At 45.7% G+C, this 24,089-nt stretch carries 6 protein-coding genes; 4 read left to right on the top strand and 2 right to left on the bottom strand.

Going from position 1 to position 24,089, the window contains the following annotated elements:
* Positions 1 to 49: 49 nt before the first annotated feature.
* Complete coding sequence (locus H735_RS15465; RefSeq protein ID WP_020197444.1) at positions 50 to 1,453, top strand: methyl-accepting chemotaxis protein; 1,404 nt, start codon at positions 50 to 52, stop codon at positions 1,451 to 1,453.
* Between the two features lie 186 nt (positions 1,454 to 1,639).
* Positions 1,640 to 2,833, top strand: a complete 1,194-nt coding sequence (locus H735_RS15460; RefSeq protein ID WP_020197445.1) for a class I SAM-dependent methyltransferase — start codon at positions 1,640 to 1,642, stop codon at positions 2,831 to 2,833.
* Positions 2,834 to 2,900: 67 nt separating this feature from the next.
* Here H735_RS15460 and H735_RS15455 read toward each other — a convergent pair whose 3' ends face one another.
* Positions 2,901 to 8,999, bottom strand: coding sequence for a Calx-beta domain-containing protein (locus H735_RS15455; protein ID WP_020197446.1), 6,099 nt, complete (start codon positions 8,997 to 8,999; stop codon positions 2,901 to 2,903).
* A 394-nt stretch (positions 9,000 to 9,393) separates the two neighbouring features.
* On the opposite strand from H735_RS15455, the gene H735_RS15450 reads away from it, so the two are divergent.
* On the top strand, positions 9,394 to 10,710 hold the full coding sequence (locus tag H735_RS15450) for a TolC family outer membrane protein (protein WP_027726809.1): 1,317 nt from the start codon (positions 9,394 to 9,396) through the stop codon (positions 10,708 to 10,710).
* Position 10,711: 1 nt separating this feature from the next.
* Positions 10,712 to 11,335, top strand: coding sequence for an OmpA family protein (locus tag H735_RS15445; RefSeq protein ID WP_020197448.1), 624 nt, complete (start codon positions 10,712 to 10,714; stop codon positions 11,333 to 11,335).
* 102 nt (positions 11,336 to 11,437) lie between these two features.
* On the opposite strand, the gene H735_RS15440 is transcribed toward H735_RS15445, so the two are convergent.
* A complete protein-coding gene (locus tag H735_RS15440; protein ID WP_042980091.1) occupies positions 11,438 to 23,785 on the bottom strand; it encodes a tandem-95 repeat protein in 12,348 nt (4,115 codons plus the stop codon).
* Between the last annotated feature and the right edge of the window lie 304 nt (positions 23,786 to 24,089).

The following is a 24,089-nucleotide window of genomic DNA, read 5'->3' as shown; positions in this document are numbered from 1 at the left end:
TCTATTTACCCCACTAAGGATAGTGGGTTTTTATATGGTTATAATAATTATGAAAGAAATTCCCTTCCGTTGGATTGATAAGTATCTCATCCATTTAAAAATTCAAGAAAAGTTCTATTTGCTCTTCTTCCTTCCTCTTCTTGCATTAGTCATTCTCACTTTAGTCCTGAATAGTGCCGCTGACGCTATGATTTCTGGTCTGTATCAGGAAGAGTTGATGTTAATGAAGGGACTTATTGAGGCTGGCAACCTTTCGCAATCTCAAGTTGCAAACCTTATTGCTGGCTCAGAGACAGTTACCCTTGGTACTGGCCCAGACTCTGTTTCTGTATTGAATGGCGCATTTAGCCTAGTTGCAAACCATGAACAGTCTTTATGGACTGCACTTTCTACAGCGCAAGTCAGTATTATTCTTGTGACTCTGTTCATCATCGCGATTGGTGTTTACTACATCATGACTTTCATCGGTGGTGCGATGTTTACGATGAACAAAGCGCTCAACACGCTGGCAGATGGTGATCTAACAGCGCGTATGAATTTCTTCCGTGTTCGTGATGAGTTCAGCGAAATCGCAATTACTATCGACAAAGTAGCGGATCGCGAACAAAAGATGGTTCAGTCGATTCAAGAATCCGTGGCGCTGATGCAGCAAATCAGCTCTGACCTTAACCTTTCGATCCACAACAGCTCTGAGATCTCAAATACCCAACAAGAGCACCTCAACTCACTAGCAAGTGCAACAGAGCAGATGGCTTCCACGATTCGTGAAGTGGCAACGTTGGCTCATGACTCAAGCACACAAACTGATGATGCTCGCAGCGTCGCGCAATCAGGTCAGGTGAAAGTGGAAAATACCCTTCACTCTATCTCGAACCTTTCTACTGAGATCCAATCGGCATCTCAAGCAGTTGAAGAGTTAGATGCAAACGCGGCGCAGATCGATGAAGTGGTGACAACCATCAACGGTATCTCTGAGCAAACTAACCTACTTGCCTTGAACGCTGCAATTGAAGCGGCTCGTGCAGGCGAACAAGGTCGTGGCTTTGCGGTTGTTGCTGATGAAGTCCGTGCTCTTGCAGGCCGCACTCAACAAGCGACAGTTGAGATTCAAGCAATGATTGAAGCGCTACAACGTAACAGCCAATCACTGACTAAACTGATGGAAGTCACGGTTCACAATGCGAACGAAGGCCAAACTCTGATGGCTGAAGTGAACCACGAAATCGGCTCACTAGCAGACAAGAACCAAACTATCTCAGACAGCAGCATTCAAATTGCGACAGCAGCTGAGGAGCAAGGCGTGGTGGCAGACAATATCGCATCAAGCGTTGAAGAGATCCGTATACAAGCAAACAATGTATGTACGATGATCAGCACAACGTCGCAAAACGTCGAGCAGCTTCGAGCTCAAAGTGACACCATGGAGTCGCTACTGACTGGCTTGAAGGCTTAATCGCTTAAACGAATAACTAGGGTCACTTCGGTGGCCTTTTTTTGTATCTGGAAAACCCAGCCGTAACTCCACTCATCAGTTTATAATTAAAGCCTCTACAAATGATTGGATTGTCGATGGATATTGCTTTTGCGGGCAACATCCCGGACAATACGCCCCTTTCAAAATTCAACAAGAGCTAAAGAAATGACAGCTGCTATCTATTTGGTTAAAGGTCGTGAGAAATCGGTTAAGCGTAAGCACCCTTGGATCTTCTCTCGAGGCATCAGTAAAGTTGAGGGCGAACCTGCTCTTGGCGAAACCGTTGATGTATTCACTCACGACGGAAAATGGCTAGCTAAAGCGGCATATTCTCCAGCTTCTCAAATTCGTGCTCGTATCTGGAGTTTTGAAAAAGAAGAAATCAACAAAGCCTTCTTCGTTAAGCGTTTCAACAACGCTCAGCTTCTTCGTGAAGACATTATCGAGCGCGATGGCCTAACTGGCTACCGTCTTATCGCAGCTGAGTCTGATGGTATGCCTGGCGTTACCATCGACCGTTACCAAAACTTCTTTGTGTGCCAGCTTCTAAGTGCAGGCGCAGAATACAACAAGCAAGCGATTGTTGATGCTTTGGTTGAGTGTTTCCCAGACTGCAACGTTTACGAGCGTTCAGACGTCGCGGTACGTAAGAAAGAAGGTTTGAAAGAAACCACTGGCGTACTGCACAGTGAAGAGCCACCAAAATCAGTGGTGATTGAAGAGAACGGCGTAAAAATCAGCGTAGACATCGTTGGTGGTCATAAAACTGGTTTCTACCTAGACCAACGTGACAGCCGCCAACAAGCGATGAAGTACGTGAAAGACAAAGAAGTTCTGAACTGTTTCTCTTACACCGGCGGTTTTGGCCTGTACGCACTAAAAGGTGGCGCGAAACGTGTTATCAACGCGGACGTATCACAACCAGCTCTAGATACTGCAAAATTCAATGCAGAACTGAACGAGTTTGATATCTCGAAAAAGCGTGCTGTGTTCCTAAACGCAGATGTGTTCAAACTGCTACGCGAATACCGTGACCAAGGTACGAAATTCGATGTTGTGATCATGGACCCACCGAAGTTTGCAGAAAGTAAAGCGCAGCTAAACGGTGCATGTCGTGGCTACAAAGACATCAACATGTTGGCGATGCAAATTCTAAACCCTGGCGGCACGCTGCTTACCTACTCTTGCTCAGGTTTAATGGACCAAGTTCTGTTCCAAAAAATCATTGCTGACGCCGCAGTAGATGCAAACCGCCAAGTTAAGTTTGTAGAGCGTTTTGAACAAGCAGCTGATCACCCAACGGATACGGCTTACCCAGAAGGTTTCTACCTAAAAGGTTTTGCATGTAAGGTTCTATAATCGGGCTTAGTCATAGCCAACGATAAAGAATTGAAGCAAAGAAAAAGGGCCTATTGGCCCTTTTTTGTTATGAATCTAAATTAACTTTTGTGAGAGCCGATAAGACATCTCTTTCAAAGTCCATATTTCCGATGATCAAATCGCTAAACTCGGAAGCTCCTTTTTCAATGACGATCGTTTGAATGGAATTACCCTCGTTGTGGGTGATTTCAAGCGATAGATCTTCGCCGTCAACATTTAGGTCGATACTATTGAGCAGCTCTTCAATGGTGTTATGCCCTGCATCTTCGACAACTTGGTTTAGATCGAGAATGTCGAGATCTCGTTCAAACCCACGCACCAAGTCCGTGCCGGAATCTAGTGAGTCATTAACCCATCTAAATATGTCCGCTTCGTTGTCATTACCAATTAAAATGTCATGGCTTACATCCACTTCCGCTTCAATGATGTTCGCAGCACCACCGCTCGCCGCGTTTACGCCACCATTTTCGTCAATCACAAACTGAAGTGTATTTTCAGATTGGTCACCATCGTTATCGGTCAGCACGTAATCGAAGTCTAACGTTTCTACTGTGTCGCCTACCGCACCATAGAAGGCATATGCGCCATCATTCAAATCGACTTCCAACGTGTGCTTACTGTCGATGTAGATAGTGAGCAACATCGTGACATCGTCAAACGCATGTGAGATGTCGTTGTTGTTGTCTACAACCGTCAAGTCTGTACCGTCAAATGAATAAGTGACACCGTCATGTTCTATTTCGCTGATGTAACCGCCATCTGCACCAATACCTGTATCCGGTGATGTGGTGTACATGAGGTTACCACCAACAGGTTGAATCACGGACTGCAACATAACTGGAGGCAGCTGAGTAACGTCAGGCACGACTACACCATCAAGGTCTTGGTTCAAGAAACCATCGTAAGCAACACGGTCTAACTGATCAGGCATCAGGTTCACGCCCATGCCATAAGCCAGCGCTGTGATCTGATTATCAGAATCGGTCAAGTGATCTATCCAACTGTTCTCACGAGCATCGTTGATGAGTGATGAGGCTGGATTTGGTTGACCATCAGATAAGAAGTAGCTCACGTTTGATGCACTAGGTAATTTACCCGCATCACCCCAAGAGTCCTTCGCTTCATTAATCGCGCGATTGTAGTTAGTTGCACCGCCAGCAGTAAGTGTATCAATGTACGCTTTCGCTTCATCTACGGTTAACCATGTTGCCCCAGCAATAGCGTACGTTGTTGCCGAACCACTGTATTTGATGATTTGAACCCGAGTTTGGCCAATCGATTCGTACTGATTTAATAACTGAGCTGCCGAGTCCTTCATTATTTGAAGGCGATTACCCGTACGCATCGAGCCTGAAACATCCATAATCAATTGAACGTTAGCGCTCTCTTTTGTTTCCGCGACCACATCATGAACAATGGATGTCGAATCAGGTGAATCATCTTCAATAACAACATTTGCTATCGCAGAGTTCGTCAAGCCAAGTGCATTCGATACAACGACAGGAACCTCAATGTTTAAAGAGTCCTCGCCAGAAATATCTGGATGATCTATTGGGCCAAGAAGTTCAGTAGAGATTGCCCCCGTATCATTGACCGAAATCTTAATAACCTCTCCTCCATCCGCTGAACCAACAAGCAATTGGTCGTTGTTGGACAAGGTCCATGTGATTGCCTCACCATTACTGGTTAGGTTCGCAGTTGGGACATTCAGTGCGACCGAGTCAACCGTTTGACCGAGTGTTAACTGATCCATATCTAACGTTGAATCTGTGGTGTCCATAAAACCATTCAGCGCGAAGTCATCGGCAATGGCATTACCCAAACCTTCTTCAGAAACATTAAGCGTGACGCCTTCAACAATCGGAGGCGCATATGGATTAACCGCAAAATTCCCCGTTTTACTGTCACCATCGTTATCGGTAATCGTGTAACTGAAGTCGATATCACCGTCACCACTTGGAGAGGTCAGAGGTACGTACTGGAAGAACTCCCACTTCCCGGTGCTTGGCGTTAATTGAACTTCAAACGCCAACTCGCCGTTCGCTTCACCGACTAATCTGTTTGGGTTTTGGGGATCAATCGCAACACTAATAGCCTCGCCATCAAGCGTTTCTAGACCACTCTCGGCACCATTAAGAACGATACTTCCTGGGCCATCAGCACCATAGAGTGCACCTAAATTCCCCTCTGCTGTTGCAATTGGAATGGCGGAGTCAGCCCCAGTAAAGGTGATAGATTTGACGGTAAAGTCACTGTTGTCTGCAGTGTTTGGCCCATTCCCATTACCTGTGGCTTCAAGAATAACCTTATCAAAACCACCCTGTTGAACACTGAAGTTAGCCGCATAATCACCGCTTGCCGCATCAGAGTTAAAGGCTTGCTGTGCGATCAAAACACCATCGCGATAGAAAGAAGCAAGACCTTCTTCTAACTCACCACCAAACATTTTCTCGAATTCGATTTCAGCACCAAAGGCAATCTTATCGCCCAAGTCGATGATCAACTGCTCTGAGACACCAGTATCATTGGCAAAACGATAATCCACCTCATTAGCAAGCGGATAACCGTTATTACCGACACTTTTCACACCAATACCTGATGAAGTTTGATTAATCTCTGCGGCGCCAAGATCGGTAGACTCATTCGACAAAAATCCCAAGGCAGTCACTTCGACATCTCCGAAAGTTCGGCTGAATGCATCGGATTCATTACCAACAAAACTAATATTGCCGGTGAGAATTTCCGGTATATCTGCCAGCGACACATCTACGGCTTGAGAAGACGTTGGAACATGTGGACAGTCATCCTCGACAACCACGTTCATACTTTGGGAGCTCGTGGTTTGACCATCACTCACTGAGATCTGCAAATCAAAGTTGATCAAATCTTCGACATCATTAACTGGATGATCGAGTGGTTCTAAGAGTGTGATGGTGTAACCCCATGTTCCTTGGCCTGCTACATTTGGTTCTGTCAACACGACTGTTGCTACACTAGTAATACTTGCCGTCGATGCGGTGAGTGTTTGAGTATTGGCGTTCCAAGACCAAGTAACAGGTTCACCTCCAGATGCCAGTCCATTGGGGCCGGAAAGTACAACACTGACGTTCGTCGTATCAGGATCACTGACTGTGAATGAACCAACAAAACTCGCCAAGTTCGTGGAGTCTGAAGGAGCTCCCATAGTATCGGCGATACCATCAGGTAACCCTTCTTCAGAAACAATCGCATCAACCACATTGCCGATGGCCGGAGGCGCGTCGTTATCTAAAATCGTACCAGTACCTTGCACTGGCGTATTTTGGATAGAGGTTGCACCATCAAGCGTGAAGGTTTCGGAACTCTCAAAATCAGTGTCATTGATGGTGTTTACAGTAACGCTGTAGGTCGTATCATTCGCAGGCACAGTAACATCGAATGTGCCATCCGGATTTACAGCCACAACTTGCGTTGAGTTATCTACATAAGTGATAGTCACAGAGGTGTCAGTATAGTCCACGCCACCGTCAGCAGTGCCATCAGCAAGTGTCATACTCACAACAGTATTAGTCGTGCTTGGATTGCTCAAGGTGACATCTAATGTGGCTGGGTCACCTTCATTGACTGTCGCGCTGCTAATTGATGCAACAACTGGACGGTCATCATCTGGCTCAGGCCCCGGACCACTACCGTCATCGACAATAGTACCTGTGCCTTGTGCTGGAGTATTTTGAGTCGATGTTGCGCCGGACAATGTGAAGGTTTCAGGACCTTCGAAGACATCGTCATTGGTAGTATTCACAGTAACGCTATAAGTCGTATCATTCGCAGGAACGTTCACATCAAATGTGCCATCCGGATTTACTGCTACAACTTGCGTTGAATTGTCCGCATAAGTAATGGTGACAGAGGTGTCGGTGTAGTCCACGCCACCATCTGCTGTACCATCAGCGAGTGTCATGCTCACAACTGTGTCCATCGTACTCGGATTGCTCATGGTGACATCTAATGTGGCAGGATCACCTTCATTGACTGTCACGTTGCTAATTGAAGCAACAACTGGACGGTCATCATCTGGCTCAGGCCCCGGACCACTGCCATCATCAACAATAGTACCTGTTCCTTGTACCGGAGTATTTTGAGTCGATGTTGCGCCAGACAGCGTAAAGGTTTCAGGCCCCTCGAACACATTGTCATCGGTGGTATTCACAGTAACACTGTAAGTGGTGTCGTTTGCAGGAACAGTCACATCGAATGTGCCATCCGGATTTACAGCCACGACTTGCGTTGAATTGTCTGCATAAGTGATAGTGACTGAGGTATCGGTGTAATCCACGCCACCGTCGGCTGTGCCATCAACAAGCGTCATGCTCACAACCGTATCGGTCGTACTTGGGTTGCTTAACGTAACATCTAATGTAGCCGGATCTCCTTCGCTCACGGTTGCATCTGTGATTGAAGCGACAACTGGGCGATCATCATCTGGCTCAGGGCCTGGGCCAGTACCATCATCAATAATGGTACCCGTGCCTTGTGCTGGTGTGCTTTGTGTCGATGTTGTACCAGTCAGGGTGAAAGTCTCCGCACCTTCCAAAATATCGTCGTTGAAGGTATCGACCGTAACACTGAAAGTCGTTGTGTTTTCGGGTACATTTACCTCAAATGTACCGTCCGGATTCAGTAACACGACTTCGCTGGTATTATCTGAAAACGTGATCGTGACGGTTGTGTCCGAAAAATCCACACCACTTGTCGCAGTATCACCTGCAAGTTGCATGGTGACTAAAGTGCTCGTTGTACTCGGGTTACTGAGATTTACGACGAGCGTAGCCGCCTCGCCCTCATTTACTGTTGTATTCGTAATAGATGCAACATTAGGTCGATCATCGTCTGGATTTTGCCCAGGACCATCACCATCATCGCTTATGGTTGCTGTTCCTTCTGCGGGCTCTTCTTGAGTAGGTGTACTTGCAGTGAGCGTAAACGTTTCATCCCTTTCAAGTATTTCATCATTGTTCGTTACGACCGTGATAGAAAAGTCAGTATCATTTGCAGGAACCATCACTGTGAAAGAGCCGTCCTCTGCAACACTTACAGATTGCGACGTACCGTCTGAGAAGGTAACCAAAACAGATGTGTTATCGAAGTCACTCCCTCCTGTTGCACTGCCGTCGGCAAGTGTAAGAGTGACAGACGTTTCATATTCACTTTGATTGCTTAAGACGACCTCAAAAACCGCAGGCTCTCCCTCATTAACGGTGACATCTGAGATAGAAAGCACAGTAGGACGATCATCATCAGGATTCTCTCCCGGACCATTCCCATCATCGCTGATGGTTGCTGTGCCAGTTACGGGATCTTGTTGATTTGGCGTTGAACCACTGAGAGTGAAAGTTTCATCACCCTCTAAAAGTTCATCATTAAACGTTTGTACAGTGACAGTAAAAGTGGTCGTCTCGCTTGGTACAACAATAATGAAATCACCATTTTCATCGACACTCACTTGCTGCTCTGTGCCATCTTCAAAAGTAATCGTCACAATATTATTGAGGAAATCAGCGCCACTGTCTTCTTGTCCACCTGACGCACTGCCATCATCCAAAGAAAACACTAACTCGGTCTCGTCGCTTGTTGGCGCATCAAGAGTGACGTCAAAGTTTACGTCTTCACCTTCGTTCACTGTTGGGCTAGATATGTCTTGGATAATGACGTCAGCAATTTGACTCGGTTGTGAGAAAAAGCCTCCGAAATAGAGTTCTAGCAGGGACAAAATTTGTGTTTCAGATAGACCTAGAGATTCAAGACCGATAGTTTCAAAGTCCGTCGCAGCAAGGCGTTCAGCCCCCGTCCGATCTATAACGCCTGTCGCTTGAGGGCTAGAACCGTCACTTTCACCTGCAGCTGGTTCAAACTCTTCCCCTAATTGCGTTGGGTCATCACCCTGCTCGATGGCTTCGAAGACGCTCGCGACGTCCTCTGTGATGTTGACTGGTTCCGAGTTTTCTTGAGAAACGACCTGTATGGTAGGCTCCGAACTCGCTGATAACTCGTTAATTACTACTTCACCCTGAGCTGGGCTTTCGCCCTGTCCCAACTCTCTTAAGTTACCATCCAATCCGATAACTACGATCTGGCCCATTAATGAGCGCAAGGTTGCATTATCCATAAATACCTCGACTCGAACGCTGCAGCGTCAAAAGTTTGTCACCCTTTCATTTACGACTATAGTTTAGTCAAAATAAACGTATTTATTGCTTGGGTTTTCGGCATTGCGGTTGTGTATTTCCTAGGGGCGGGAAATTGACATCACTTCAAGATGACAACTCTAAAAATTGCTATGATCTTAAAAAATCAGACATTTTTTTCAGCATAATCATTCGAAACATAAGCAAACTTTGTCATATATGCTACGGTGTTATAAGGGATCAAACTGAGAATTAACCTCAAAAGCCTAGGGATAACAGCGAGTTGAGCCTTTGCGTTCAAAATCGCTGTTTAATGTCGACAAGTCTCAATTTTGAGAGCGACAAAAATGAATGGATTTATCTGGGAGAACCGCCGTGAAGTGGAGCCGACTAAGTATAGCGTGCTGCAGTAGCCTAATAGTGTCATTCCCTATTTTCGGCCAAACTTTGGAACAGGCTGTGGCTTTAACGCTTAAAACGAACCCTGATTTGAAAGCGGCATTTAACGAATTTACCAGTAGTCGTTATGTGAACGAGTCTTCATCAGGTGCTTATTTACCTCAAATCGACTTAGACGCTGGCATCGGGTATGAAGGCATTGACCCTGCCGACAGTGTAGGCCGTGGAGACACAGACTTAACTCGTAAAGAAGCAGCGGTAACGTTGACACAGTTGATATGGGATGGCTCTGCTACTCTCAATGACATCGACCGCACGGCAGCGGATGCTGAGTCATTGCGCTATCAACTGCTTGCCGATGCATCAGACAAAGCGCTTGAAGTCACCAACGTCTATCTAGAAGCCGTGAAAGCATATGAGATACTGACGTTGTCAGAGAACAACCTTGCGGTTCACAAACGCATCTACTCTGACATCAAAAAGCGTGTGAATTCTGGTATCGGTTCAACCGCCGACCTAACGCAGGTAGAAGCTCGTCTTGCGAAAGCGCATGGCAATTTAGCGGCGGCACAAAACAACCTCTATGATACCCACACCCAGTTTACGCGACTTGTGGGACAGACCCCTCAAGGGCTGATCTTCCCTCGCGCAGATTCTAATTTTATCCCATATACAGTAGATGAAGCCGTCGGTGTTGCATTTGATCAGCATCCAGTCATCAAGGTCGCTGTGGCTGATGTTGACTCCGCTAAGTTTCAATACAAACAGTCCAAAGGGGTCAACTACCCAACCCTTTCTGTCGAAGCTTCGCAGACATGGCGTGACGATGCTGATGGAATCGAAGGACGCAGCGACGAAACTCTCGCAATGCTTAGACTAAGGTACAACCTTTACAACGGCGGTAGCGACGCAGCGAACTCAGAAAACTTTGCTTATCAACTGAATAAAGCCAAAGATTTGCGCTCTTCTGCATATAAAAACGTTGAAGAAGGTTTAAGGCTCTCTTGGAGTGCGTTGGATTTGACACTGCAACAAAAAGAGTTCCTTTCTGACCACGTGGATTCAGCAGCTCAAACCGTTATCGCTTATGAAAAGCAATACCGCATTGGTAAACGAACCCTACTTGATTTGCTCAACACCGAAAATGAGTTGTTCGAAGCTCGTAAGGATTATTTGGACGCCAAGTACGCAGAACAATACGCAAAATACCGCGTGATGAATGCGACTGGACAACTGCTTAACTCTTTGCGAGTCGATATTCCGCAAGAGTGGCTAGAGAAAGTGGAGTATTAATATGAAAGTAATACCTATTTTTTTCATGGCTTGCCTAATTTCAGCGTGCAGTTCGAATTCCAATACCGAAACCGGTGATGAGTACGAGTACATTGAAACCCCAACTTCAGATCAAATTGCTGATTTGCTGGACGATGATCGTGATGGCGTCATTAATGCTCGAGATTTGTGTCCTGGAACACCACAGGGTTCGGAGATTGATAATGATGGTTGTGGTGAATATCTAAAAACATCACAAGAAATGCAGATTCGAGTATTGTTTGCTAATGACTCGGATGAGATCAACCCTGTTTTCACTCAGCAACTTAGCGAACTCTCTGAGTTCTTGGAAGAGTACCCGAGTACATCAATTGAACTTCAAGGTTACGCAAGTCGAACTGGTACTGCCGAACACAACTTAGATTTGTCTAAACGCCGTGCTGAAAATGTACGACGCGTATTGCTACAAAACGGCATTAGTCCAAATCGTGTCACCATTGTTGGTTACGGCGACACTGTGCTCGCATCAACCGGTACCGACGAAACAAGCCATGCGTTAAACCGACGAGTAACCGCAACAGTTGTGGGTTACAAGGGCGAAGTTAAGAAAGAATGGACGATTTTCACAACCCTACCTAAGAGTTAGTTGTCTCGTCCTAGTCATTAATAAAAAGGTCTAGCATTTGCTAGACCTTTTTAGTTGGCGCTCCAGAGCGGAAGGAGCATACTCGCCCCTTCCTTAAATCGACTAACTCATATCGTTGTTGATTTTCAGTAGATCGTTAAGAATGGCGCTACCATCTGCCGATGATAAAGAACCATCACTTAAGAATTCACTGTATTGGCTAGAGCCGTCTTCAATCACCACTTTTTGACTTGCTGAGCCATCAGATTCAGATATGGTCAGAATCAAGTTATCGCCATCAGCTTCAAGGCCGATCTCGTTATTAGCTAGTAAGCTGTCAATCGAGTCTGAGTCATCAGTATGAAGTAAGTCAGAGATATCGATCTTATCTTCACCTTTCGTGAAGTCCTTGATCGTATCTATCTCGCCATTACGAATACCTGAGCCGTCATCGACGAATTTGAAGGTATCTTCACCAGAACCACCAATCAGAATATCGTCACCCGAGCCACCGACCAAAATGTCATTTCCACCATGACCAAACAGGATATCATCGCCTTGCTGACCATACAGAGTATCCGCTTTATCACCTTGATGGTTTTGATTAAATTCATCGATATTGTCTTTGACATAATCATGAATCGCCTCAGCATCAACCGTCGAAATATCCTGTCCTGTCTCTTGCGCGACATGAGATTGGATAGCACTGATTCCCTGCTCGTTGCCGCCAAACTCAATCAAGTCACCAAGAAGAATGTCATCGCCATCTCCACCGTGGATCGTATCAGCTCCCTGCTTCAATGGAACGTCTTGACCTAGTATTGTTTCAGCCAGTTTAGTGACATCAATTTCAGACTCCACCACACCGTCAGTATCGTATTGTTGTAGCGTACTCTCTGATACACCACTGCCAAGGCCTATCGCTTCAACGCTTGATAGCAACGCAAGCACTTGATACATATGCTGAGCCTGAACAGAACTTCCACCTTTGTCATCGTATTCAAGGATTCCATTCTTACGGTCTATATCACCGATTTTCTGCCCCGTTAATGGCGAGAAAATATGCCCATCACTGTTGATTAAGACATTGCCTTTATAGCTAACGGTTTGCCCATAACTGTAGTTGTTATCATTAACAACATCCTGCAAGGTAACAAGCTGTCCGTCACCACCCACATCAAGTATGACTTTAGAGAATTCAGGACGCTTTATATTGTCGAGCTTATCGTATGTATTTGGCTGACCGTCGGTAATAAAGTATGTGATATTTTCTCCATTGACGTTTGGCTGACTACCAAACCAATCGACTGCCGATTGCAAACCAGATTCATAGTTCGTATTACCACTACCGTAATCACCGATCTTATTGAGTTCCTCGACAAAATCAGTTCTTGCAGTTACTGAACTCAGATCCACTTCAATCACCTTCGTCGCCCCAGTAGCAAACTCAGAAAGCATGATGTTTACGGTTCCCGGTTCAACGCCTTGGTTTACTGAGTCCAACAACTCATCAAACACGTCAAGAATCTCATCTTTCGCGTTGCCAACCCAGCTTCCCATACTGCCCGAGGTATCAAGTACAAATGCAATGTTGTAGTCCTGACCAGCAATGATCTCTAAGCCCTGAACATCACCAACAATAAGGTCATGGTCAGCACTACCAGAGATGGCGTCATCACCGTGCGATCCCGACTCTAACTCAAAGTCACGAGCGCTTAAATCAGCGGACTCCGTTGTACTCGCTGAATCATCGTTTGAAGATTCAATTGCTGTTGCAGTAACACTGATTGGGAAATCAAGGCTGCCGTCATAATCGAATGGCACTTTGATCTCAAATGATGCCTGCCCTTGAGCATCGGTATCAATGAGATATCCTCCTGACACCTCTTGCGCCACCACCTGACCATTAACGTGTAATTCAACCCCGTCTGGTAATCCATCTACCAATACCGTTTGCCCTACCATTTCACTGCCATCAGTATCGACCAAGTCAACACCGACATCGACAGGAATCCAACGATCTTGCAGTACCTGGTAGGTACCGTTAGGGTTAAGTTCAACGACTTTATCTGCAAAAACAACACGTTCAATTTCGTACAAATGATCGCCTCGGTCTTCTTGGCCTGTGTTGTCATTCACTGAGTCTATCGAGCGTTTATCCAAGAAGATCCAATATGGTACGTCTCCACCGTGGTTATTCTTAAACGTGAATTCGTAATCGCTAAAGTTGCCTGTCAGATAAACCGTATCTGTGCCGTCATGCTCCGTGTTGGTTGAAGCATCATCACCGTAGAACGAGTCATTCTGCCCACCTCCGACAAAGACATCGTCACCGCCACCACCATAGAAGGTATCGTTGTAGTCCGTACCTACAAATAAGCTATTTGTGTCCGATGTGTCATTGTTATCACCCAATGATACGTTAGCTGGCGGATTGTCTTTTTGGTAGACGCTGTCTAGGCCTAAACCAGAAGCGATGACATCATTCTGCGCTGAAGTATTTTCAGTAACAGTTGAAACTGAAGCATGGTTTGAATCGACAGCGTCGGTCTTAGACAGCTCCCCAACTGAAATCGTAACTTTCGGCGCGTCTGCGACAGCAACGACCTCAATATCCAATGTCTCTGTAGCGCCGGTGTTCGTGGTGTATGTGATCGATGGAACATCACCAGACCAATGTTCAACCGGTTCGAACTTGTAGCTACCGTCTTGGTTTACCACCAATGAACCACTATCTAGCGAGACCGTTTCACCAACAGCGTAGTCTGTATTGTTAACTGTAATATGGTCGATCAATAGGACATTATCGCCATCAGTATCATTCAATAAAACGTTACCCTGTAGCGAGGTATCTTCATTCGTGATGCTCACGTCACGAGTTGTGTTTGTCGCTAGATTTTCATGCACGACGACATTAATCGTGGCATGTGAGTCTTCAGTATCACCATTCGAGCTTTCTGTACTTGTCGCCGTTACCGCAATGGTAAAGTCATCGTGCGATCCCGCTGGTGGTGTCACCGTCAAAGAGTCAAGTGACCATCCTGTAACATCCAGTGCTTCGTTCACCGTCGCTACCGTAATAGAATTCGCTCCATCAGAGAGCACCGCTCCAATTGGCAAACCTTTTAATGTCACTGCAAGTGATTCAGAGCCATCAGTATCAGTCAGGCTTGCTCTAATTTCTGAAATTGGAATAGCGGTATCTTGCAACCCTTCATTGACTTCATAAGTCTCGTAGAACTGAACACCGTCTACTTCTTTTAACTCAGAAGTTCTTACATCGACTGCGTCCAAAGCAGCTGAGTCACTCACCACATACAAGTTGCTGTTACTTAAATCAACTGCCGTTTGGCCGTTGATAGAGACATCTACATTAAAATTGCCAGGCCCACTCTGGTTGTGATGGTAGATTTCGATTGGGTAAAATCCGGAAGATGTAGGTACAAACGCATCCCCCTTAATATCACCCCTACCATTACCCCAACGAGCTTCATCAACCAGTGTTCCACCAATTTTGATCGCTAAGCTGTCATCTGCTCGTCCAGTAAAATCATAACTGGTTCCCGCTTCCAAGTAGACCAGCGCCGTCACTAATACGGCTTCATCCGCTGCTGTTGCCCCTGACGCGGTATCCTGAACATTGGTGGTGGTCGATTGGCTGCCATCTTCTAAATCTAAAGCTTCAATAGCATCAATCAAAACTTGTCCCGCAACACCTTGACCGTTATCAGAGCCAACAACGACATTTGTCCAAGAAGTCACGTTGAAATCTTGTTGAGGAAGAGATAACCCTGGAGTCACTGTAACCAAATTCGGCGCATCTGCATCTGGGGTAACATCAATCGTCAATACAGATTCTTGTCCCGTATCTTCCCCATCCGTTGGTTTAAAACCAATTTGCGCATAGTTCCCTTCTTGGTTACCAACCCCATTTCCAGTGAAGCTGTCATCACCAGATTCATTTACCTCTGGAGTGAAACGTACACCATCGGCATCAAACTGCGATTTACTCAGTACTTGGTCTGTTTGAACCGCCTGCCAATTTCCTTGCTCATCTTTGTACTCAAGTGCACCGTCGCTAGGAAGCGATGTAATTTGGACAGACAGCGTCGATGTTTCTGAGTCGACATCCGTGACGCCAAATGATGCCCAATCCAGAGTAACTCGGGAATCTTCTAGAGTAGTAACTGACGAAGGCGAAGCTTCTGGTGCATCATTAACGTTTACAAGTGAAACATTAACCTCTGCTGTGTCTACGCCACCTGTACCATCGGCAACCTTCACCTGCAGTGTATAGTCGCCTAAATCAACATCATCAATAGTCTTGTTGAGTGAAACCTCACCCGTCGATGGGTCGATATCAAATAGACCGTTCGTTGTTGTTCCATTAGCAAAACTGTAAGTAAGTTCATCGTTGTCTAGATCTTCAGCAACAAGCGTACCCACAACCGTGCCACTAACACTGTTTTCATTTACGGTGCCAAAGTCATAAACATCATTGTTTGCTGCATCGCCAGGAAGATCACCGTCAGAAATAAACTCCGGCGCATGCTGAGCGTCTGCGATAGAAACAGATGCCTCTTTAGAAGCAGTATTCAGCGAAGAGTCAGCACCACTCGTTTCAGTTAGTGTCACTGTCAGATCTTCAGCGCCTTCATAGATACCGTCATCTAACGTCTCAATATCAAGGTCTACTGAAGTTTGACCCGCAGGAATAGTCACGGTGTAAGTGTTTGGCGCGGTGTAATCATCATTATTAACATCACCACCAATCGTGAATGTCACCACGACATCCTCATCCGCTTTCTGGTCGATGCTTACAGTAAAGTTCGCATCACCACCTTCAGCGGTAGAGCTTGTGTCAGCAACAATGCTGACTTTCGGTGCTTGCTGAGCGTCATTAATTGTCACGCTCGCACTGTTGTTTGTCGAAGCCGTTGCATCTGCACCTTCCACATCTTTAATGGTGACAGTAAATGACTCTGCACCTTCGTAAGTGCCGTCAGTAAGCGTAGTGATGTCTAGATCGACAGAAGACTGGCCTGCCGGTACTTCAATACTTGCTACGCCAGTAAAGTCAGTACCATCTTGAGCAGTACCAGAGTATTCGAACTCAACCGTTACTTTCTCATCAGCGATTTGATCCAAGCTCACAGTAAAGCCTGCGGTTTGACCTTCGTTGACGCTATCTTGGTCAGCAACAATGCTCACTTTTGGTGCCGTCTGTTCATCTGTGACTGAAACAGATGCCTCTTTAGAAGCCGTATTCAACGAAGAGTCTGCACCACTTGTTCCAGTTAGTGTCACTGTCAGGTCTTCAGCGCCTTCATAGATACCGTCATCTAGCGTTTCAATATCAAGGGCGACTGAAGTTTGGCCCGCTGGAATAGTCACGGTGTAAGTGTTTGGCGCAGTGTAATCATCACCATCAACATCACCACCAATCGTGAATGTCACTACGACATCTTCATCCGCTTTCTGGTCGATGCTGATAGTAAAGTTCGCATCACTACCCTCGGCTGTAGACCCAGAGTCAGCAACAATGCTGACTTTCGGTGCTTGCTGAGCGTCATTGATAGTCACGCTCGCACTGTTGTTTGTAGAGGCAGTTGCGTCTGCACCTTCCACATCTTTAATGGTGACAGTAAATGACTCTGCACCTTCGTAAGTGCCGTCAGTAAGCGTAGTGATGTCTAGGTCGACAGAAGACTGACCGGTCGGTACTTCAATGCTTGCTACGCCAGTAAAGTCAGTACCATCTTGAGCAACACCTGAGTATTCGAACTCAACCGTTACTTTCTCATCAGCGATTTGATCTAAGCTCACAGTGAAGCCTGCGGTTTGACCTTCGTTGACGCTGTCTTGGTCAGCAACGATGCTGACTTTCGGTGCACTTTCTGCGTCTAAAATTGTTGCCTGGCCAGTCGCTTGACCATTAGTTGTCACCCCACTACTTTCTGTCACAGTCAGGCCAAACGTTTCATTTCCCTCGTAGATATGATCTTCGTTAGTCGGCACAGTAACTGTGATGTCCTGGATTCCCGCAGGTATTGTTACATTCCCATTTCCATCAACATTCAATGATTGTATTTGACCATTAGTGTCTACATAAGTCACAACTAAATCGCCAAGGTCATTATCCTCCGCTGAATAGTTTCCGTCCGTCTCTACCGATAGGTTAACAACAACAGCACTTTCAGTTTGATTTGATAACGAAACCGTAAAGACTGCATTTTCACCTTCATCGACATTCCCGCCACCATCTACGGTTAGCGTAGGCTTGTCGTTGTCTGGTGTTGTCGGGCTCACAACAGAGCCGTCATCTTTTATGTTCGCTTGACCAACGGCAGAACCATTTGAAGTGATGCCAGCTGACTCCGTCGCGATTAGGCCAAAGCTCTCAGAGCCTTCGTAAACATCATCCTGAGTCGTAGGAACAGATACTTCGATTGCAGTGATACCTGCAGGAATAGTGACATCACCATTGTCTGAAACGGCTAGTGATTTCGTTTCGCCTTCACTGTCTTTGTAGGTTACGACAAAATCTTTAATGTCAGAGTTTTCTGCTGTATATGCGCCACTCGTGCTCGTAGCCAAATTGATAACGACTGGTGACTCTGTTTGATTAGACAAAGAAACAACAAATAGTGCTTCTTCCCCTTCATTAATATCACCACCACCGCTAATAGATAGCAGCGGCTTATCGTTATCAGGCGTTGTTGGACCGACAGCTGAGCCATCATCCTTTATCACTGCCTCGCCACTCGCCACGCCGTTTGAGGTAATGCCGCCAGATTCGGTCACCACCAAGCCAAAAGACTCTGCGCCTTCGTAAACATCGTCTTGTGTCGTTGTTATTGTTACCGTGATATCAGTAACTCCGGCAGGAATAGTAACGTCTCCACTTGGACTAACATCCAGAGTCTGCTCTTGGCCTTCTCCGTCAATATAAGTCACCGTCATGTTACCAAGATCTTCATCTTCAGCGGTGTAATTGCCATCTGTCTTTGGACTTAGATTGACGACAACAGGACTTTGAACTTCGTTAGACAGCGACACCTTGAATACTGCGTCAGAACCTTCACTCACGTCGCCAGCATTACTCACTGAAAGTGACGTACTATCATTGTCTAAGATTGTTGATGAGTCCGACTCGCTACCGATTTCAACTTCCATCGTCTCGTCATTTTCAACAACAAGATCATCAATCGTTGGCACAATGATTTCGAAGCTACTAACACCGGCAGGAACAATCAGGTAGCCCCCGGCAAAAACAACACCATTCGTGTAGGTTGCATTAGATAGGTTGACGTCTGAATCATCAGCCGATGAGCTTGGAGCCAATGTAGTTATTGGATACTTAACCGCCGTTTCTGTCGCCTCATCCAGTACTACAGAAAACGTAACGTCTTCTCCTTCTGTAACAGTGCTCCCTGTTAAAGATAGGTCCGGACCATTTTCCGACACGTTGCCGTCTAGAATCTGATTGGCAATTGTAACCGTTGCAGGGTCACTTTCAGCGTTACCAGAATCAACTACAACGTAGTCAAAACTATCTTCAGGTGGGAAGCCTTCTACATAACGCAACTCCCAATTCCCAGATGTTTTGGTCGAGAAGTCTAATTGAGTAATTACCGCCCCTTCAGGTAGAGGGTAATCCTTACCGAAGCCAATACTGGTCTCCTGGAATAGCATGTTGTTGCCTTCTGGCTTCAAGAACTCAATAACTTGAGTTTGCTCTGCGCCGTTAGCATCAAGGTATGTCACCGTGATAAGAGCAGCATTGTTGTCGTCGTGCTCAAACAAGCCTCCTAGACCATCCAGACCAAGATTCACGCTGCCAACAGGGTTCTCAGACAAATCAATGCTGATGGTTTCACCGCGCTGAATGCCTTGGCCATCGTTATCAGCAATACCATGACCAATATGTGAGACTTCTCGGTTGTATTGAGCTAGCACACCACTATCAGAGGAGATATCAATAGACGCTCCATTTACTAGATATTCGGTTCGACTGTGTGACTCACCACCGTCTGCACTTAAACCCCAGTTGTAGAAATCCGTCGTTGACTCTTCTCCATTTGGAGAGTTCGGTCTGTCTTTGATACCAAGCAAGAACCCTACATTATCCGCTTCGTAGTAGATGCTGTCTTTGTTGTACAACGAGCCATCGGCCGATGTGATTTCTTGAAGATCGCCATTTTCATCTTTGAAATACAAGGTGCCAGATGTAGGTAGCTCTGTTATCCGGATCTGAAGATCATCACCATTTAAGTCATCCTCAACGTCAGAAATATGATCGCTTTCTGAGCCTTGGTCCAAGGGCTTATCATCAGTATCAAAAATTACGTTAGTAATAAGTTCGTCAGCGCTATGGTCAAAGTCTTCGTTAAGTGGCTTGTCGTTAACTGGTGTGACGTTCAGCGTAACTGTTGTGGTTTCAGTGACACCACCAGAAGTGACTGTGTAGGTAAACTCATCCGCACCGTTGTAATCCTGATTCGGCGTGTAAGTAATGGTGCCATCATCGTTGACAACCACACTCCCGTTAGTCGGACCATCTCCAGGTTCGACAGATACAACTGGTGATTGACCTTCGAAGCTATCGTTGTCTAACACATCCAAAATGGTTGGTGTGTCTTCAACGATATCTGCACTATCTGCGACAATGTCTGCAACGGCGTTGACTGTGAAATCAACCGTCTGACTCACTTCCAAACCGCTTGGATCTGTCGCAGTAAACGTTAGCTCTTCAGAACCGTTCCAATCTGCTGTTGGGGTGATAGTTGCAATACCATCAACAATCGAAACTTGAATGTTGCTGTTACCAGAAACACTAAACGTCAGATCGCTGTCTGCATCGTCAACATCGCTAAACGCGTCATTTAAATCGATGGTATAAGGCGTAAAGTCCTCAGATAGAACTTGGTCAGCAATGGTATTCTCAACCACCGGCTTATCGTTTACAGGAGTAACGTTCAGCTTAACTGTTGTGGTTTCGGTCACACCGCCAGAGGTGACTGTGTAAGTGAACTCGTCAGCACCGTTGTAATCTTGGTCTGGTGTGTAAGTAATGGTGCCATCATCGTTAACAACCACACTGCCATTTGCAGGGCCATTGCCCGCTTCGACTGATACCACTGGGGATTGGCCTTCGAAGCTGTCGTTGTCTAACACATCCAAAATTGTTGGTGTATCTTCAACGATATCTGCACTGTCAGCGACAATATCGGCAACAGCATTAACCGTGAAATCAACCGTCTGACTGACCTCTAACCCACTTGGATCTGTCGCAGTAAACGTCAGCTCTTCCGAACCGTTCCAGTCTGCGGTTGGTGTGATCGTTGCGATACCATCAACAATCGATACTTGAATGTTGCTGTTACCCGAAACGCTAAACATCAATTCGCTGTCTGCGTCGTCAATATCGCTAAATGCATCATTTAGGTTAATCGTGTATTCAGCAAAGTCTTCCGGTAGAACTTGGTCTGCAATGGTATTCTCAACCACTGGCTTATCGTTTACAGGAGTAACGTTCAGCGTAACTGTTGTGGTTTCAGTGACACCACCAGAGGTGACTGTGTAAGTGAACTCATCAGCGCCGTTGTAATCTTGGTTTGGCGTGTAAGTAATCGTGCCGTCATCGTTAACAACCACACTGCCATTTGCAGGGCCATTGCCCGCTTCTACCGATACCACCGGCGATTGGCCTTCGAAACTATCATTGCCCAACACATCCAAGATTGTTGGTGTGTCTTCAACAATATTCGCGCTGTCCGAAACAATATCGGCAACGGCGTTAACCGTGAAATCAACAGTCTGGCTAACGCTTTCACCATCAGGATCTGTGGCGGTAAACGTCAACTCCCCAGAACCATTCCAGTCTGCTGTTGGTGTGATCGTTGCGATACCATCAACAATCGATACTTGGATATTGCTGTTACCCGAAACGCTGAACGTCAGTTCGCTATCTAAGTTATCTACATCGCTAAATGCGTTATTCAAGTTAATGGTGTATTCAGCAAAGTCCTCAGGTAGAACTTGGTCAGCAATGGTGTTTTCTACCACTGGCTTATCATTAACAGGAGTTACGTTTAGCGTAACCGTCGTAGTCTCAGTGACACCACCAGAGGTGACTGTGTAAGTGAACTCATCAGCACCATTGTAATCTTGGTCTGGTATGTAAGTAATTGTTCCATCAACGTTTACAACCACATTACCGTTTTCAGGGCCATCTCCAGATTCAACCGTAACAACTGGTGATTGACCTTCGAAGCTATCGTTGCCCAACACATTCAAAATAGTCGTCGTATCTTCAACAATATTCGCGCTGTCCGAAACAATATCGGCAACGGCATTGACGGTGAAATCAACCGTCTGACTGACCTCTAACCCACTTGGATCTGTCGCGGTAAACGTTAACTCTTCAGAACCATTCCAGTCTGCAGTTGGTGTAATCGTCGCGATGCCATCGACAATCGACACTTGAATATTGCTGTTACCAGAAACGCTGAACGTCAATTCGCTATCTGCATTATCAACGTCACTGAACGCGTCATTTAAATCGATGGTATAAGGCGTAAAGTCCTCAGGTAGAACTTGGTCAGCAATGGTATTTTCAACCACTGGCTTGTCGTTTACAGGAGTTACGTTTAGCGTAACTGTTGTGGTTTCAGTGACGCTGCCAGAGGTGACCGTGTAAGTGAACTCATCAGAACCGTTGTAATCTTGGTCTGGCGTGTAGGTAATGGTACCGTCGTTGTTAACAACCACACTGCCGTTAGTCGGACCATCTCCAGATTCAACTGTAACAACTGGTGATTGGCCTTCGAAAGTATCGTTACCCAACACGTTCAAAACGGTTGGAGTGTCTTCAACGATATCTGCACTATCTGCGACAATGTCTGCAACTGCGTTGACTGTGAAATCAACCGTCTGACTCACTTCTAAACCACTTGGATCTTTTGCAGTGAACGTTAGCTCTTCTGAACCGTTCCAGTCTGCTGTTGGTGTGATCGTTGCAATACCATCAACAATTGAAACTTGAATGTTACTGTTCCCAGAAACGCTAAACGTCAGTTCGCTGTCTGCGTCGTCAACATCGCTAAAGGCGTCATTCAAATTAATGGTGTATTCAGCAAAATCTTCTTGTAGAACTTGGGATGGAATAGCATTTTCGGTTGTCGGAGCATCATTAAGTGGATTAACTGTTACCGAAACTTCTGCTTCATCTTCTAATGCACCATCAGAAACTGTGTAGCTAATGATTGCGTCGCCGTTGAAGTTTTCTGCTGGAGTAAAAACAAGCTTACCGTCTACGATCTCAACCGTACCTTGCTCTGCAGGAACAGACGCATTCACTATGGTCAGCGTATCACCGTCAACATCGGTATCGTTCGGTAACACATCAATTGTAACAGGCGTATCTTCGTCCGTCGTAGTGCTGTCATCATTTGCTACTGGTGCATCATTTACAGGGTTAACAGTAACCGAAACCGTTGCTTCATCTGTTAGTTCACCATCAGTAACAACATAAGTGATAGTTGCTTCACCGTTGAAATCTTCAGCAGGTGTAAAAACAAGCTTACCGTCTACGATCTCAACCGTGCCTTGCTCTGCAGGAACAGACGCATTCACGATGGTCAGTGTGTCACCGTCAACATCGGTGTCATTGAGTAGTACATCAATGGTAACTGGCGTATCTTCATTCGTCTCAGTGCTGTCATTATTTGCTACTGGAGCATCATTTACAGGATTAACAGTAACCGAAACCGTTGCTTCATCAGTTAGTTCACCATCGGTAACAACATAAGTGATGGTTGCTTCGCCGTTGAAATCTTCAGCAGGTGTAAAAACTAACTCACCATCAACGATTGCAACGGTTCCCTGTTCTTCAGGTACTGTGGCTGAATCAATTGTAAGGGAGTCGCTATCTTCATCATCGTCATTGGCTAGGACATCAATGGTAATCGAAACGTCTTCGTCTGTTTGAATGTTGTCATCTTCAGCGACCGGAGCAATTGGCGTGACGGCTGGAGAAGTGTTAGGAAGGTTTAAATACAGCTCAGCAAGAGTTAGGCTTTGAGTTTCGGAAAAGCCAAGCGCAGCTAACCCCGTTGTTTCAAACACAGTATCGGCTAGCAATTCTGCTGCCGTGCGCTCTACAGTGCCGCTAGCCTGCAAACTGGAACCATTACTCTCGCCTGCGGCTGGTGCGAATTCTTCGTTTAGCAACGTTGGATCTTGCCCATCTTGAAGTGCGTCAATAATTTGAGCGACATCGTCAGTGACGTCTTGCACCCCTTCTTCTCTTGCGACTTGAACTTGAAGCTTTTCTGGTTCAGCTTCAGTTCTAGCAACAATAAGTTCACCCGGTAACGGCTGTTCGTTTTGAGCTAATGTCTTTAATTGCCCATCCAAACCTATTACTACGATCTGACCACCAAGTGAAACTAAGGATGTACGATCCATATAAACCCCTGACCTTTAAATACTGTCAACATTTTGACCAATGATACTAATTCGTTATATATTGCCCGAAGATATAACGCAATAACAGAGCTTTAACACCAAAAAACAACTTTTAAGTCACATATTATCCATATGAAGTGCCAAACAAATGTATGAGAACTGGATCACTACGTTTTAGTGCCAAAATAGTTCTAACATCATGAAAATATGATCTTTATTCAAAGATTATATTAACACCCATACGGTATAGTGAACTTCAACCGTGCACACTTAAGTATAGCAACTAGTTCCATAGTTGATTGTT

This window comes from Vibrio owensii CAIM 1854 = LMG 25443, assembly GCF_000817815.1.
GTDB classification, from domain to species: Bacteria; Pseudomonadota; Gammaproteobacteria; order Enterobacterales; family Vibrionaceae; genus Vibrio; species Vibrio owensii.
Note: the sequence above shows the minus strand (reverse complement) of the source record. Positions and strands in the feature narration are given on the sequence as shown.

Coding starts and splice junctions, on each gene's coding strand:
- H735_RS15455 (WP_020197446.1), bottom strand. CDS start 8,999: ATGGATAATGCAACCTTGCGCTCATTAATGGGCCAGATCGTAGTTATC.
- H735_RS15465 (WP_020197444.1), top strand. CDS start 50: ATGAAAGAAATTCCCTTCCGTTGGATTGATAAGTATCTCATCCATTTA.
- H735_RS15440 (WP_042980091.1), bottom strand. CDS start 23,785: ATGGATCGTACATCCTTAGTTTCACTTGGTGGTCAGATCGTAGTAATA.
- H735_RS15445 (WP_020197448.1), top strand. CDS start 10,712: ATGAAAGTAATACCTATTTTTTTCATGGCTTGCCTAATTTCAGCGTGC.
- H735_RS15460 (WP_020197445.1), top strand. CDS start 1,640: ATGACAGCTGCTATCTATTTGGTTAAAGGTCGTGAGAAATCGGTTAAG.